Consider the following 14,666-nt stretch of genomic DNA (forward strand, 5'->3'; position numbering starts at 1 on the left):
GTTTATGTCTTAGTTCCTCAAGAATTGAACAAAAAAGGCGTCTGAATCAGGGATGACAAAACGCGGGTATCACCACGGCAACCTGAAACAGGCTCTGATCGACGCAGCTCTGTCCCTGATCGAGGAAAAGGGTCCGACCGGGTTCACCCTGTCAGAGGCTGCAAAAGCGGCAGGCGTCACGCCTGCAGCTGTTTATCGCCACTATCACGGGCGCGAGGACCTGATCGCCGAGGCGGCGCGTCAGGGGTTCGAGATGTTCGCCGATCTAATTCAATTCGCTTATGACAAAGGCCAGCCTTCGGCGCTGGCTGCATTCGAAGCAACCGGGCGCGCCTATCTGGCCTTTGCTCGCAAGAATCCTGGCCACTATATCGCGATGTTCGAAAGTGGGATTTCCGTCAACCGCACCCCAGAACTTGCCCTGGCTGCAAACCGGGCCAGAGATGTTCTGGAAAAAGCTGCAGCCGATCTGTCGCAACATATTCCGCCGGAAAAACGTCCGCCGGCTTCAATGTTCAGCGCACATATCTGGGCGCTGAGTCACGGTGTAGTCGAATTGTTTGCACGCAACACCGGCGCCACCGCACCCTTCCCGCCCGAAGATCTTTTGGAAACGGGGATCGGTATTTATCTGAGGGGACTAGGGCTGGTGCCTCCGGACGAATAAGGCCGTCAGAACACCGGTTTCCGTTGCGGAATGCTGAGACCGGATGTGACATTAATCAGATCCATCTCACCCATACCCTTGATGTCCACACGCCCGATATCAGAGACCTGAAACTCGTCAATCAGGGCGTATTTCATTTCTTCAGGCGCAACAATGTTCATTGGGTTTGCAAAGACTTGCAGCCGGGAAGCGATGTTCACGGCGGGTCCGAATACATCATAGACATATTTCTGAATACCAACCACAGATCCCACCGCTGGCCCCATACCCAGCCCCACACGTGCCTGCCACTTGTGCGGATGGCTTTCATTTCTCCGCTCAAGATAGCGAAGGAACCTGACCGCACAATGGGCAGCAGCAGTCGCATGATCTGGCGTAGCATCCGGCATGCCTGACACCGCTAGATAAGCATCGCCAATGGTCTTGATCCGCTCACATCCGAACTGTTCAACGATCCGGTCAAAGGCCGTAAAGATGTCATTCAACTCGCTTAGGGTAACCGTCGGGTCCGTCTTGGCGGCAAAATCCGTGAACCCCACAAAGTCCAGCATCACAACTGACACCTGATCGTAAAGCTGCGGCGTGACCACACCGAATGTCTTGAATTCTTCATAAACAGCGCGCGGCATCAGGTTCAGCAACAGCCTTTCAACCCGCTCTTTCTCACGCTCCAACTCGCGCGTGTTGCGTTCGACCATGGTCGAGTAGCTGTCAATCATGCTTTCAAGTTCGCGGATTTTGGTGATGTTCTGAAACTCGATGACCAGAACCTGTTCCGAAAGACCGTTTGCCAGAGAAACTGCCGTTGCGAAAACCAATGTCCTGCGTTTCGGCTTGATCTGCAATTCGACCGAGTATCTGAGCCCCGATTGCTTTACGTCTTCAAGTTCACGCGCATCAAGGTCAGGAAAAATATCCAACAATGTCTGTCCATTAGCCGGAAGGCCAAACCATTCCTGAAAAGGGCCGTTGCAGAATACGAATGTAAGATCTGATGCCCGAACCACTGCGACACCAACACCGATCGCGCGCAGCAGTTGTTCATTGATCGCAAGAATACTCATGCCGCATCGCGCGTAACAATAATTGCGCGTTTGGATTCGATCGCTCCCAAGGCAATCTTTACGTGCCGATCTTCCATTCCATGTAACGCCAGCGCTTCACCGAACAGAGCTGCCATTTCGTCAAAATCTGCGTGCGTGATGTTCAGATTTCTGTGAACCGCTTCAATTCGATCATCACTAAAAGATGTCGGGCCACCGATCAGAGAAGATACGAACTTGGTCTGGTGATCAATCAGCCTTGGCATGTCGATATCTTCGAAATGGTCACCGATCTGATCAGACTCCAGTGCCATCTCGTAAAAAGTCATTACGATCCGGCTGATCGTTTTGAAACCGCCATAATGCTCATAGATTGTCTGACCCACACCAACCCCAAACCGGAAAAACACCAACAACACTGGAAGATTAATTCAATTTGACAGTTTTGTTAACGCTTATCGAAAATTACTATTTTTACTTGGTAGGAAAGCCGTGATCAGCCCATGATCTAAACTAAACCCTCAGGTCTTCGGCACAGGGGATAAATCCGACATACCCCCCGCTTTCAAGCAACCGGGCTTCGCCTCTCTGGCGCCAATACAACTTGCGTTTCGCGGCCTGCAATTCGCGACGAATGCGAAACCACAGGGGTCCCTTTTCCAGACCGCTATTGGTCTTTCTGTTTTGTGAACGTTCACTGACTTTCACGGAATCTTCAGCCTGATCTTGCTGTTTCGACCAGATCATTTGAACGCCGACTGCTGGAAAACACTGATACATTTGCCAATCCGGGCGGGGGATAGATACGAAATCATCCAGGTGATCCGAGTATTTCTCGGACCACATCAGCAATTTACGGCAGGCCGCCTGCGACAGGATATATGCGGCCGCGCTGGGTGCCATTTCCAGCATCGGGCGAACCGGTACGCCGGAAATCTGTAGTTCTGGCCCAAACCGCAGCACCCGGGGGGAATAGTCCAGCTTTAGGAAGTCGAACCCTGACCCTGCTTCGAGCAATCTGGCAATCACACCGCCAGCTTGGGTCGACATTTCGACATCGTCTTCAAAGATCGCAACAGCCTTCAGGTCTTGCTGAACGGCACGCTTCCAAACGGCGCGATGGCTTTCGAAACAAGCGACTTCACTTTGTTTCAGACCCCAGCGGCTGCCGGAACCGGCAACATATCCGTGACCATCCAGTGCGCCTTCTTGTTGCGCGTCGGTCGCACTGAAACGCGCGGCCCCGATCAGCCCGGTATGGGCGAACTGTGCCTCCATAAAGTTGCGCCGCTCGGGTACCCGATCCAGATTGATATAGTAGACACCCGTTCCCGGTGGCAGTTCATGATGGCCCACGGCTGTTCCTTTATAATGCCTGCACCAGATACACTTCGCACAATCGGATAATCAAGCCCACAGCCCCCACCTATCGCAGCTTTGAATTCCTGTCTAAGCTGCCGTTGAACAGCAAGAAACGGGAAACTCGCCATGTCATCACATGGGTATAGCGGTGGGCGGCTTAATCTGCCTTTCGTCGGCATTTCGACCTTCGGCAAAGCGCCGTATGTCGAGGATTGGGACAATATCGACGCGGATGTCGCAGTCATGGGGGCGCCTTTCGACTTTGGCACTCAATGGAGGTCCGGCGCGCGCTTTGGGCCCCGTGCTGTACGCGAGGCCTCAACCCTGTTCAGCTTTGGCCATGCCGGGGCCTATGACCATGAGGATGACGCCACTTATCTGGATGGATCGGTGCGGATGGTCGATATTGGGGATGCCGATATTATCCACACCAAGACAGATGAGAGCCACGCCAATATTCAATACGGCGTCGAACGTATTCTGTCCGCAGGCGCCCTGCCCGTCACCATCGGCGGCGATCATTCGGTGAATATCCCCTGCATCAACGCCTTTGCCTCAGATTGCGCGCAGAACGGTCCGATCCATGTGGTCCAGATCGACGCGCATCTGGATTTCGTTGACGAGCGTCATGGCGTCACTGCTGGCCACGGCAATCCGATGCGGCGGGCGATTGAAAAGCCTTATGTCGCCGGCATGACCCAGTTGGGGATCCGAAACGTGTCATCAACCGCCAAGGAAGGGTATGAGGATGCCCGCGCTCGCGGCTCGGACATCTTGTCCGTACGACAGGTGCGCAAGTTGGGCACCGAGGGTGTATTGGAGCGCATCCCCGAGGGCGCGAGGTATTACGTTACGATTGATATCGACGCGTTTTGCCCCTCAATCGCACCTGGCACGGGTACGCCCAGCCATGGCGGGTTTTTGTATTACGATGTGCTGGAAATTCTTCAGGGGCTGGCGAAACGCGGTGACGTGGTCGGGATCGACCTTGTTGAAGTCGCCCCAAGTTACGACCCAACCGAAAGCACGCAGATTCTGGCGGCACAGGTGCTGCTGAACTTTATCGGCTTCATCTTTCACGAACGGGGCAAGAAGGGCTGATCGCCCTTCCTGCCCATGTGATCAGGCGCTGATCGTGTTGTGTTCTGGCCCATAGGGGAAGCCGGTGATGTTTTCAGCTCCGGCCTCTTCGACCACAAGAATGTCATGCTCACGATAGCCGCCGGCGCCTTTCTGACCTTCAGGTATCCACAGCATCGGCTCGATGGACACGACCATGCCGGGTTCCAAAACCGTGTCGATATCCTCGCGCAGTTCAAGACCCGCTTCACGACCGTAGTAATGGCTGAGTATGCCGAAGGAATGGCCATAGCCAAAGGACCGGTATTGCAGCAGGCCTTCGTCGGCGAAGAAACGGTTGATCTCAGCCGTGATCCCCGAGCAGGTCGCGCCCGGTTTGATCAGGCTCAACCCCAACTCATGCGCGGCGACGTTTGCCTTCCAGATGCGCAGGCTATCGGCGTCGGGTTCGCCAAGAAACAAGGTGCGTTCCAGCGCAGTGTAATAGCCCGAGATCATCGGGAATGTGTTCAGCGACAGGATATCGCCCTTTTGCAGCGCCCGCTTAGTGACCGGGTTATGTGCGCCATCAGTGTTCAGGCCGGATTGAAACCAGACCCAAGTGTCGCGGTACTCGGCCTCTGGATAGGCACGAGCAATCTCGGCCTCCATCGCGTCACGGCCTGCCATGGCGATATCGATCTCGGTCGCGCCTTCGCGGATCGCCGCGTGAATGGCTGCACCGCCCACATCTGCAGTGTGTGCGCCGCCTTTGATCAGCGCGATCTCTTCAGCTGATTTCACCATACGTGCGGCCATCGTGTCAGGTGCAATATCCACCAATTCCGGCCCGCCCAGCATATCCAGCGCGGTGTCGCGCATTGCCAGGGTCATATGGTCGCCTTCGATCCCGATCCGCCGTGCAGATCCGATCAGATCAGCCACCGCGCGCCAGTAATTGTTCCGCTTCCAGTCGGTATAGATCACGTTGTCTTCAACCGAGCGACGCCAAGGCTGGCCGGCGTCGATATTGGCCGACACGGTGGTGCATTTGTCCTGAGTGACAACGCAACCGTAGGGACGCCCGAACGAGCAATACAAGAAGCCCGAGTAATAGGCGATGTTTTGCATGGAAGTCAGCAGAACTGCTGGAATATCGCGGGCGGCCATCGTGGCGCGCAAACTGGCCAGACGGCGTGCATATTCCGCCTTACTAAAGGGCAAAGGCGCCTTGTCACCGTTGTGGCAGGTAAAGAATTCGGGGCGATTGTTTAGATCATTCATCTTGGTCTCTCCTCGATGCCGGACAGGCAAAGCCCGGCCACAAGTCCCGGCGTTCAGGACAAGCGGCCTCGGGAACCGAGAGCCATGCACCCGCCTAGATGTCACGACGCCATCGTGACCGGGGTGCATGGTGAAATCGCTAAATCACCTTGTGAGTCGCGTCAAGCGGGACTGAGCCCCCGCAGGCGTTCAGACCGCCGCCGCAGCAGCTCTACCGTGGTCAACAGCGCAATCGAGATCACCACAAGGATGGTCGCTACTGCCAGAATGGTCGGGCTGATCTGTTCGCGCAGGCCGGTGAACATCTGCCATGGCAGTGTCTTCTGGCTGGCAGAGCCAACGAACAGCACCACAACCACCTCATCGAACGAGGTGATAAAGGCGAAGAGGCCGCCCGAGATCACGCCCGGCAGGATCAGGGGCATCTGAATCTTGAAAAACGTCCGCACCGGGCCCGCGCCCATATTCGCCGCCGCCCGCGTCAGAGAGCGATCAAAGCCCACCAGCGTCGCAGTCACGGTGATGATGACGAAAGGGATGCCCAGAACGGCGTGGGCAAGGACAACTTTCACATAGCCCACGAAGTTCTTGTTCATGCCCAGCGTGCCTTCCATGAAGCGACCGATATCGCTGTAGAAGAAGAACATGCCGGTGGCCGAGATGATCAACGGCACGATCATCGGCGAGATCAGGACGCCCATGATGACGCGGCGGCCGGGTACGTGGCTCTGGCTGAGGCCGATGGCCGCCAACGTGCCCAGCGAGACCGAGATGATCGTCGCAATCGGCGCGATGATCAGCGAGTTCTTGAAGCTGCGCTGCCATTCATTGTTGGTGAAGAAATCGCGGTAATGCTTCAGCGAATACCCTTCGGGGTCCAGACTCAGCATCTCAGGGGTGAAGGTAAAGAAGTCCTGCGCGTTGAACGACAGCGGCAGAACCACAAGGATCGGGGTGATCAGGAACACGAAGATCGCACCGCAGATAACCCGGAACAGATAGTGATAGAATACCTGTTTTGGCGTCAGATAGCTGAGCAGTTTACGGCGATACCGGCCTTCATAGAGCCAATAGATAAAGAAGATAAAAAACCAACCGCCCAACAGGCCCAGAATGCCACCCATCGGACCTGACAACAGGAAACCGATGACGCCGAAACCCAGGATATTGATCCAGCGCGCCAGTTTTTCGTTCTTCAGAACGTTGATGTAGACCCAGGCCAGCGCGGCGATCAGAGCTGCGCCACCCAGAATGCCCAAAAGGATCGAGCCGTTGCCCGCGCCGACAAAGACGCCGGCTAAGGCACCCGCCAAGGCGACACTGGGCAGAACCATGGAGAGCGGTTTGCGGGATATCGGTGTAAGTGCAGCCATGTCGATTATCCCAACTTCACATTATCAATGCCCACGATCTTGTCGTAGACCCAGTAGAGCAGCATGACGACACCCAGCAGGATCGTACCCAAGGCCGCAGCTAGTCCCCAGTTCAGCGAGGACGAGATGTGATAGGCGATCCGGTTCGAGATGAAGACACCCTTTGTGCCGCCAACGATTTCAGGCGTGATGTAGTATCCGATCGACAGAATGAATACGAGGATCGAGCCCGCTCCGATACCCGGAATGGATTGTGGGAAGTAGATGCGCCAGAACGTCGTCCAGTTGGTCGCGCCCATTGATTTCGCCGCGCGCGTGTAAGTCACCGGGATCGTCTGCATCACTGAATACATCGGCAGGATCATGAACGGCAGCAGGATATGCGTCATCGCAATGATCGTGCCGATCTGGTTATTGATGATCACCAGTCGTGCATCATCGGCCACAAGTCCAAGCCAGACCAATGTTTCATTAATCACGCCCTGCTGTTGCAACATCACTTTCCACGCCGAGGTCCGCACCAGAAGTGAGGTCCAGAAAGGCAAGAGGACAAGGATCATCAGCAGGTTCGACACCCGCATCGGTAGGGTCGCCAGCAGGTAGCTAACCGGATAGGCCAGCAGGATACAGGACACTGTAATCACCAGCGACATGAACAACGTGCGGCCAAACAGCTTGATCAGAATCTGCTTGTCTTCAGGCTGCGACTGCGCGCCTTCGGGCGTGCGGCGCATATCGACCGCGTTCAGGAAATAACCATTGGTAACCGTTGGCGAATGGGTCTTGATCACGGCCCACGTCTTAGGATCGCCCCAGCCCTCGTGAATCTCGATGATCTGGTCCTTGAAGGGTCCATCGGTTTCAGGGTCAAGCTTGCCCATTTTCCGGCCAGAGCGGCGGAACAAAGAAGACATGCCAGTCTCTTCGTAGTTCAGACGCGAGCCAAGGCGGGTGTGGGTTTTGCTATCAACGGCAACGACCATGTCGCGAACGAATGCGTCGTATACTGCTTCGTCCGGAAGCTCACCGCTTTGGGCGTCCCAGCTTTGCAGGGCTTCCACAGTAAGCGGGAGGGTCTCTGAAACCATGCTGTTTTCAACCGAGCGGAACAGCATTGAAGCAATCGGCACGATAAAGGAAAACATGACAAATAGCAGAAGCGGAGCGACGAGCATCAATGCTCGTAACTTCTGCCGCCGCAGTGAACGTGCCAGCGATTGCTTGAGCGGCGTTCCGTCCGCTGCCAGCATCGGCCCCGCATTTTGGCTTGCGTCAGTCATCTGTGCCCCTTGACTCTGCTTGGGTCTGGGGGCGGCGCACCGCCCCCGACTGTTTCATGAAATCAAACGATTATTTCGCAAGCCAAGCCTGGAATTTCGCTTCGATGTCATCGCGGTAATCCGCCCAGAACTCGTAGTTATACAGGAACGTGTTCTTGGCGTTTTCCGGATCGGTCGGCATGTGCGGCGCCATGTCGATGCCAAGCTCGGCATGCTGACCAACCAGCGGAGCCGAAGAGGCACGGGCCGGACCGTACGAGATGTACTTGGCCTGATCCGCCAGACGCTGCGTGTCCGTTGCGAACATGATGTAGTCCAGCGCACGCTGCTGACGCTCTTCGCTCAGACCGGCGGGGATGATCCAGCCGTCCAGGTCAAAGATCTGCGCGTCCCACAGCATGGCGACGGGCTGCTTCTGCTCTTCGATCACGCTGAACAGACGGCCGTTATAGGTCGAGCCCATGATGATCTCGCCATCGGCCAGAAGCTGCGGCGTGTCGGCACCCGCGGACCACCAGACGACGTTGTCCTTGATGGTTCCCAGTTTCGCCAACGCCTGATCCTGACCTTCAGGGGTCGCCAGAACGTCATAAACGTCATCTTTGGCGACGCCGTCACAGATCAGCGCCCATTCCATGTTGTTGATGGCGCGCTTTTCCAGTGAACGCTTGCCCGGATAGGCCTCCAGATCAAATACGGCGCAGACATCGGTCGGAGGTGTGTCACCTACCAGGTCTGTACGATAGCCGAATGTAGTCGAATACACGATCTGCGGGATAAAGCACTCGCTGACCAGCAGGTCACCGAAATCATCGGCAGCCGAGGTGCCGTCGGGCGCCGGGGCCAGCATGGTGTCGGGGTCGATCTCCATCGCCAGACCTTCGTCACACAGACGAATTGCGTCCGCAGCAACAACATCCACTACGTCCCAGGTGATGTTGCCCGCTTCGTTCATTGCCCGCAGCTTGGCAACCGCTTCGGCCGAGCTGTCATCGTTAAGGATAGTGATGCCGCTCTTTTCAGAATAGGGCTCGTGATACGCCTTCAGCTGTGACTTGGAATAGGCGCCGCCCCACGAGACAATCGTCATCTCCTCGGCCATGGCGCCTCCGGCCACGGCAACAATGGCGCTTGCCATCAAAGTGGTTTTAACTTTCATTGTTAACTCCCTGTTATACCCGTAAATTTCTGAACAGACCGGATCACGGGGCAACCCGGCCGCCATTTACCCCCCAGCGATCCACCAGGGGACGTTCTTCATCAGGCGTCAAGTGCCCGGCAATCATGGGCCAACCAACCGATTTCAACTTCCTGGCCGGGCGACAACCGAACCGCATCGGGAGCGTTTCGGGTCTTGATGATAAAGTCTTCATTGCCCGCCACAGATAGGCGGAACCGGAAGACATCACCCATATAGATGAATTCTTTGACAGTCGCCTTTAGCGTATGCGCATCGGCATGCAGGCGATCTTTGTTGAACTCCACCCGTTCGGGGCGGATTGAAACTTTGGTCCGTTCACCAGCAGCGCTGACATTGACCGGTTTGGCGTCAATTTCTGATCCATCATCCAGTGCAACCACGCACGAGTCGCCGTCGATTGACTTAACAGCGCCTTCCAAGGTGTTGTTTTCACCAATGAACTGGGCAACAAAGCTATTTTCGGGCTCTTCATAGAGCAGATCCGGCGGCGCAAGCTGCTGGATGCGTCCGTCGTCGAACACGGCCACGCGATCCGACATCGTCAGCGCCTCTGTCTGGTCGTGGGTCACGTAAACTGTCGTAATCCCCAGCTCATGCGCCAGACGGGTAATCTCGAACTGCATATGTTCGCGCAATTGCTTGTCCAGCGCGCCCAGCGGTTCGTCCATCAAAACTAGCTCAGGCTCGAACACCAAAGCACGGGCCAAGGCGATCCGCTGCTGCTGACCGCCGGACAGTTGCGCCGGACGACGGCTGCCAAAGGCGCCCATCTGGACCATATCCAGCGCACGCTTCACTTTTTCTTCCCGATCGCTTTTGCCGATGTTGCGCACTTCAAGCGGGAACGAAAGGTTTTCAGCCACAGTCATATGCGGGAACAATGCATAGTTTTGGAACACCATGCCAATCCCGCGCTTATGTGGTGGAATGTTGTTGATCGGGCGTCCGTCCAACATGATTTCGCCATGAGTAGCGGTTTCAAATCCGGCCAACATCATTAGGCAAGTTGTCTTGCCTGACCCCGAGGGGCCGAGCATAGTTAGAAACTCACCCTTTGGCATCGAGAGATTAAGGTCTTTTACGACGAGTATCTCGCCGTCATAAGATTTTTGAACACGCTGAAATTCGACGAACGCTGCGTCATTTGACATTACCAACTTGGCTCCCCTGTGCGGTCTTTGCTTGCCCGGTTCATCCGGATCTCAAAGACCAGTCCACCCTATTTAAGGACATGGGGTACCAACCACGCAACCATAAATGTGACAGCTAGACGACAAAGAATCCTGTAATTCACTTCAGCTCAACTGATATTTCGATATCTCGTCCGCAACGCAAGGCCTTGAATGGCGTAATTTACTTGCTTCATTCGCCTCTATTTAACTTCCCAATCAACAACATAAATCTAATTATTTAAATGAGTTATAATTGCTATTTAAACCGCCGTATCTCCCGGCCCAGACCTCGACATCGATACTGAGTTGCTGAGAGATTCGCATGTCGAAAATCCTTGACCGATTGGAAAACGCCAAAATTATCTGGTGCAATCCAATCTAGAAACCGCGCTTTGGGGGGCTATTAATCTCATTTTGATAGGGCAGAGGTACGGATTTGCGAACCCCGCGTTTTCAGGCGCAATCGGATTCTGCCTTTGAGGGCAGTTGCACCCTCTTAACTTGCTGCTTCCTGTGCTTATTCCAGGGCAGGATTCAGATGCTTCTTGACCTTCTTCAATCCGGTACTTCGGATAAAATGCACAGAACTTGGGCATCGCTTCCAATGTTCAGGGCCTCGCAGACATCTGCATTCATCGCTGCTGCGACGCCGGCCCCGCCCGAAGCAGTTGTCGCCAACCCAGCCTCTGCCATGGCCGGTAAATACCGCACCACGTCGTCATCCGAGAGCGTCAGAAAACAGTCTGCATCCCGCGCCAGACCATTCAGCGCGATCAGCGAGGGTTCTTTACAGTCCAGCCGCCCCATGATGCTGTCAGGCCCATCCGCAAAGACGCAGGTACCTGCTTCGATACTGGCTTGCAACGCAGGGGCCGCTTCGGGTTCCACGACAATGATTTTGGGTCCATCACCCCAGGCATGGCGCGCATAAGCTGCAACCGACCCTGCCAGCCCACCTACCCCGGCCTGCAAAATGATATGTGTGGGCGCATTTGGGCATTGGCGCACCGCTTCTGCAGCCATCTGCAGATATCCCTCCATCAGGGTGTGCGGCAGCTCGTAATACCCGTCCCACGAACTGTCAGATAGCAATGTCCAACCGTTATCCTGCGCCGCTTTGCCAGCAGCCTCCATACTGGCGGCATAATCCGTACCTTGACGAACGACCCTGGCTTTTTGCGCACGAAGGCGTTCCGCGAAACTTTCAGGCACGGTTTCGGCGATATAGACCACTGCATCAGCCCCAAATATCCGTGCACCTGCTGCTACACTCATCCCGTGGTTACCCGCGCTAGCGGTGACATAGGTTTTCCCGCGTAAAGTAGACTTATCCGGTGTCTGCGCCAGATCAGCAGCGTGGCGGGCGATGACATAGGCAGCCCCCAAAGCCTTGAATGACCCGAGGTTCATGCGCCCACGCTCATCTTTGACCCATAGATCGGCGACATTGGCCAAATCCTTGGCTTCAACCAGATTGGTTTCCGCTGCTGCAGGGCATACTGTTAACAAATCAGCTACGCGAGCCGCGTTTATCGAAGGAAATGGAGCATCAGGAATCAATTTTTCCTTGCCGCGGTGTGGGTTTGAACTGAGTTTCAACAGTATTTCCTTCCTGAGTTGTCCATTGACGTGATCGGATTCGTAAAGTTCTGTCAACACGTCTCTAATCACGACACGAGGACCCGATGAGCCAAGTGAATCCGGTATTCACACGGGGGGAATTTAACCGCCAGCTGTCCAAAACACGAAAAGCCATGGCCAAGGCCGGGCTGGACGCGCTGTTCTTCGAAGCCCCTTCGAACATGACGTGGCTAACCGGATACGAGGGTTGGTCGTTCTACGTCCATCAGGGCATTTTGGTCTTTCATGACGCAGACCCGATCCGGTGGGAACGCAATCAGGATACGAATGGGGAACGACGTACAGTGTGGATGCCTGATTGTCAGATACTTCCACATTGAACGCCGCGCGTGCTGTGGCTATCCAGTAGGTCTGAGCTATCTCCCAGACTGGGGTGAGCGCACGATATCTCTGCGTCCCGAGGATGAGACAATCCTGGAACCTGGCAAGGCGTTTCACTTTATGCCTGGCCTCTGGTTGAATGACTGGGGGTTAGAGATCACCGAGTCGATCCTGATCACCGATACCGGCCCTGCCGAATGTTTCTGTAACCGCCCAAGAAAGCTGTTCGTAAAGCCATGACCCTGCAAAGAACCCAAGATATCCTCGCCGATCTGATCGCGTTTGAAACGGTATCTGCAGACAGCAATCTTCAGATCATCAGCTATCTAAGGGACAGGTTGCAGGCCTTGGGTGCACGCTGTATCGAAACCCGAGATGATACTGGCACCAAGGCCAATGTATTTGCTTCCTTAGGCCCAGACATTCCCGGCGGCATCCTGTTATCCGGCCACACGGACGTAGTTCCCGTCGCGGATCAGAACTGGACATCAGACCCGTTTTTGATGACCGAGAAAGACGGCAGGCTTTACGGACGTGGCACCTGTGACATGAAGGGCTTCATCGCCGCCGCACTTGCACTTGCCGAAACGCTGGATGTCAGCAAGCTGACCCAACCGCTGCATTTTGCCTTCACCTATGACGAAGAAACCGGATGCCTGGGCGCGCAGAACATGGTCAACGACCTGTCTGAACGCGGCATAGTGCCGGATATTGCCATCATCGGCGAGCCCACCGAAATGCGCCTGATCGAGGGGCACAAGGGGTGCTATGAATACACTACCCGATTTATCGGGCTCGAAGGACACAGCTCGGCCCCGGATGATGGGGTGAATGCGGCGGAATACGCGGCACGCTATGTAGGAAAACTTCTGGAACTGCGCCAGATATTGAAATCCCGCGCGCCAACAAACAGCCCCTTCGAGCCACCCTGGACCACTATAAACGTGGGGTTCTTCAATAGCGGCGTCGCCCATAACGTCATTGCCAGCAAAGCCGATGTCGGCTGGGAAATGCGCCCGGTTCAGGCCAGCGATGCAGATTTCGTCAAGCAAACCCTGACTGACTATGTGACGCACAGCCTGCTGCCCGAAATGCAGGCCGTCCATAGTGAAGCCAGCATCACGCAGGATATCACGGCCGAGGTTGCAGGCCTTGAGCCCATGGAAGAAAACGCCGCCCGCAAACTGGTTGCCGAACTGACCGGGGCGAACGGAACAGGTGTTGTGTCATTCGCCACTGAAGCTGGCCTGTTTCAGCAGCTTGGCACCCACGCGATTGTCTGCGGTCCCGGCTCGATCACACAGGCCCATAAAGCAGATGAGTACGTCGAGATCGAACAGCTCGACCTATGCTGTCGGATGCTGGACCGGCTTGGGCAACGCCTGACCTCTTAACCTGCCCCATGAGTGCGATCATAAGCAGATCGCTTGGGCTGAATATGCGCGTTTCGGATGTCTTCACCGGGGTCATAGGCTTCCATAACCAATGGATAACAGGCGGCTGCGTCCGAGGAATGCTCGGACGAGCAATCGCCCCCGGGACAAGCTGAAAGGCCGACGATCAGGTCAATCTCGGCGTAGAATTCCAGATAATCACCCGGACGCACCGGGCTTGCCTTCATGAAGTATTGGCCTGTGTCCTGCGTAAATCCGGTGCACATGAAGACGTTCAACACGTCGTGGACGTGCATTTCGGCCTCATGCAGCGGCAGGCCACAATGGCTGGCCAATGCCCGTGTCAGGTTGGAATGGCAGCAATAATGGTAGTCATCGCCAGACAGCAGTCGCCCGGTATATGGGTCACAGCGGGTCCCGATTACGTCATGCACGGATCCGCCGTATGAATCGAACCCATACCAATCCAGAGTATCCGTAACGATGGTCGCCATGGGCCGCATATTCGGAAAACTTGACCACATCCGATCCCCGGTCGACAGATGCGTGCCATGCAGCGCGCGGGTTTTGCCGGAATAGAACCGTTCGGTCAGGTCGTGCTTGTACCACATGTTAAGATCACCGACCTGCGCGCCATCGACCGACACCACCCGAATAAAGGCCCCCGCGGGCACTTCAATACAGGCCGCATCACGCGGGGCTGCTATGACTTCGGCGGTTTTCACCGCGCGCTGCCTCAGGTCAGTCAACGCAGCCAGATCAGGTTGCGGTACCGTTTCGGGCGGATAGCAAATGACCGGAGGGATCGCCCTCCGGTCATTTGCGTCTGCCGGAGGTTCAAAATTCGGATGTTTCAACTTCATGACCGC

General features: G+C 55.5%; 14 protein-coding genes and 1 pseudogene. 5 read left to right on the plus strand and 10 right to left on the minus strand.

Going from position 1 to position 14,666, the window contains the following annotated elements:
* Positions 1 to 52 precede the first annotated feature (52 nt).
* Entirely contained in the window at positions 53 to 667 is a 615-nt protein-coding gene (locus FN806_RS03775; RefSeq protein WP_142634158.1) for a TetR/AcrR family transcriptional regulator, read from the plus strand.
* Between the two features lie 5 nt (positions 668 to 672).
* Here the strand turns inward: FN806_RS03775 and FN806_RS03780 are convergent, their stop codons facing one another.
* The 3 genes from FN806_RS03780 to FN806_RS03790 form a co-directional block, all read right to left on the minus strand.
* Complete coding sequence (locus tag FN806_RS03780; protein ID WP_142634160.1) at positions 673 to 1,731, minus strand: adenylate/guanylate cyclase domain-containing protein; 1,059 nt, start codon at positions 1,729 to 1,731, stop codon at positions 673 to 675.
* Complete coding sequence (locus FN806_RS03785) at positions 1,728 to 2,120, minus strand: group I truncated hemoglobin (protein WP_246097137.1); 393 nt, start codon at positions 2,118 to 2,120, stop codon at positions 1,728 to 1,730. The genes FN806_RS03780 and FN806_RS03785 overlap by 4 nt, the downstream gene beginning before the upstream one ends.
* 103 nt (positions 2,121 to 2,223) lie before the next feature.
* Positions 2,224 to 3,066 carry a glycosyltransferase family 25 protein gene (locus FN806_RS03790; RefSeq protein ID WP_185956613.1) on the minus strand — a complete coding sequence of 281 codons (843 nt, stop codon included), beginning with the start codon at positions 3,064 to 3,066 and terminating at the stop codon, positions 2,224 to 2,226.
* Positions 3,067 to 3,198: 132 nt separating this feature from the next.
* Here FN806_RS03790 and speB point away from each other — a divergent pair, with 132 nt between their 5' ends.
* Positions 3,199 to 4,173 (plus strand): agmatinase, encoded by a 975-nt coding sequence (gene speB / locus FN806_RS03795; RefSeq protein ID WP_142634164.1) that lies wholly within the window; start codon positions 3,199 to 3,201, stop codon positions 4,171 to 4,173.
* 21 nt (positions 4,174 to 4,194) lie between these two features.
* On the opposite strand, the gene FN806_RS03800 is transcribed toward speB, so the two are convergent.
* From FN806_RS03800 to FN806_RS03825, 6 genes are all read right to left on the minus strand, one after another.
* Positions 4,195 to 5,415, minus strand: a complete 1,221-nt coding sequence (locus FN806_RS03800) for an aminopeptidase P family protein (protein WP_142634166.1) — start codon at positions 5,413 to 5,415, stop codon at positions 4,195 to 4,197.
* A gap of 161 nt (positions 5,416 to 5,576) precedes the next feature.
* On the minus strand, positions 5,577 to 6,788 hold the full coding sequence (locus FN806_RS03805) for an ABC transporter permease (protein WP_142634168.1): 1,212 nt from the start codon (positions 6,786 to 6,788) through the stop codon (positions 5,577 to 5,579).
* A gap of 5 nt (positions 6,789 to 6,793) precedes the next feature.
* On the minus strand, positions 6,794 to 8,068 hold the full coding sequence (locus FN806_RS03810; protein WP_142634170.1) for an ABC transporter permease: 1,275 nt from the start codon (positions 8,066 to 8,068) through the stop codon (positions 6,794 to 6,796).
* Positions 8,069 to 8,138: 70 nt separating this feature from the next.
* Positions 8,139 to 9,227, minus strand: a complete 1,089-nt coding sequence (locus tag FN806_RS03815) for an extracellular solute-binding protein (RefSeq protein ID WP_142634172.1) — start codon at positions 9,225 to 9,227, stop codon at positions 8,139 to 8,141.
* A gap of 101 nt (positions 9,228 to 9,328) precedes the next feature.
* Complete coding sequence (locus FN806_RS03820) at positions 9,329 to 10,420, minus strand: ABC transporter ATP-binding protein (RefSeq protein ID WP_142634174.1); 1,092 nt, start codon at positions 10,418 to 10,420, stop codon at positions 9,329 to 9,331.
* Positions 10,421 to 10,996: 576 nt separating this feature from the next.
* Complete coding sequence (locus FN806_RS03825) at positions 10,997 to 12,040, minus strand: pyridoxal-phosphate dependent enzyme (protein WP_142634176.1); 1,044 nt, start codon at positions 12,038 to 12,040, stop codon at positions 10,997 to 10,999.
* A gap of 155 nt (positions 12,041 to 12,195) precedes the next feature.
* On the opposite strand from FN806_RS03825, the gene FN806_RS20825 reads away from it, so the two are divergent.
* The 3 genes and pseudogenes from FN806_RS20825 (at position 12,196) to argE (ending at position 13,797) form a co-directional block, all read left to right on the plus strand.
* Complete coding sequence (locus FN806_RS20825) at positions 12,196 to 12,402, plus strand: aminopeptidase P family N-terminal domain-containing protein (RefSeq protein ID WP_425471963.1); 207 nt, start codon at positions 12,196 to 12,198, stop codon at positions 12,400 to 12,402.
* Positions 12,398 to 12,643: pseudogene (locus FN806_RS20830) on the plus strand (ectoine hydrolase DoeA); the annotation flags it as partial. The gene FN806_RS20825 and the pseudogene FN806_RS20830, both read left to right, overlap by 5 nt.
* Positions 12,640 to 13,797 carry an acetylornithine deacetylase gene (argE, locus tag FN806_RS03835; protein ID WP_142634178.1) on the plus strand — a complete coding sequence of 386 codons (1,158 nt, stop codon included), beginning with the start codon at positions 12,640 to 12,642 and terminating at the stop codon, positions 13,795 to 13,797. The pseudogene FN806_RS20830 and the gene argE, both read left to right, overlap by 4 nt.
* Here argE and FN806_RS03840 read toward each other — a convergent pair.
* Positions 13,794 to 14,660, minus strand: coding sequence for an urea carboxylase-associated family protein (locus tag FN806_RS03840; RefSeq protein WP_142634180.1), 867 nt, complete (start codon positions 14,658 to 14,660; stop codon positions 13,794 to 13,796). The two genes, argE and FN806_RS03840, sit on opposite strands and share 4 nt — an antisense overlap.
* Between the last annotated feature and the right edge of the window lie 6 nt (positions 14,661 to 14,666).

Source organism: Ruegeria faecimaris (genome assembly GCF_900182615.1).
Classification (GTDB): Bacteria; Pseudomonadota; Alphaproteobacteria; order Rhodobacterales; family Rhodobacteraceae; genus Ruegeria; species Ruegeria faecimaris.

Excerpts from the sequence above, each read along its gene's own strand:
- FN806_RS03780 (WP_142634160.1), bottom strand. The coding sequence starts at position 1,731 with ATGAGTATTCTTGCGATCAATGAACAACTGCTGCGCGCGATCGGTGTT.
- FN806_RS03815 (WP_142634172.1), bottom strand. The coding sequence starts at position 9,227 with ATGAAAGTTAAAACCACTTTGATGGCAAGCGCCATTGTTGCCGTGGCC.
- argE (WP_142634178.1), top strand. The coding sequence starts at position 12,640 with ATGACCCTGCAAAGAACCCAAGATATCCTCGCCGATCTGATCGCGTTT.
- FN806_RS03800 (WP_142634166.1), bottom strand. The coding sequence starts at position 5,415 with ATGAATGATCTAAACAATCGCCCCGAATTCTTTACCTGCCACAACGGT.
- FN806_RS20825 (WP_425471963.1), top strand. The coding sequence starts at position 12,196 with ATGGCCAAGGCCGGGCTGGACGCGCTGTTCTTCGAAGCCCCTTCGAAC.
- FN806_RS03805 (WP_142634168.1), bottom strand. The coding sequence starts at position 6,788 with ATGGCTGCACTTACACCGATATCCCGCAAACCGCTCTCCATGGTTCTG.
- speB (WP_142634164.1), top strand. The coding sequence starts at position 3,199 with ATGTCATCACATGGGTATAGCGGTGGGCGGCTTAATCTGCCTTTCGTC.
- FN806_RS03810 (WP_142634170.1), bottom strand. The coding sequence starts at position 8,068 with ATGACTGACGCAAGCCAAAATGCGGGGCCGATGCTGGCAGCGGACGGA.
- FN806_RS03820 (WP_142634174.1), bottom strand. The coding sequence starts at position 10,420 with ATGTCAAATGACGCAGCGTTCGTCGAATTTCAGCGTGTTCAAAAATCT.
- FN806_RS03840 (WP_142634180.1), bottom strand. The coding sequence starts at position 14,660 with ATGAAGTTGAAACATCCGAATTTTGAACCTCCGGCAGACGCAAATGAC.
- FN806_RS03775 (WP_142634158.1), top strand. The coding sequence starts at position 53 with ATGACAAAACGCGGGTATCACCACGGCAACCTGAAACAGGCTCTGATC.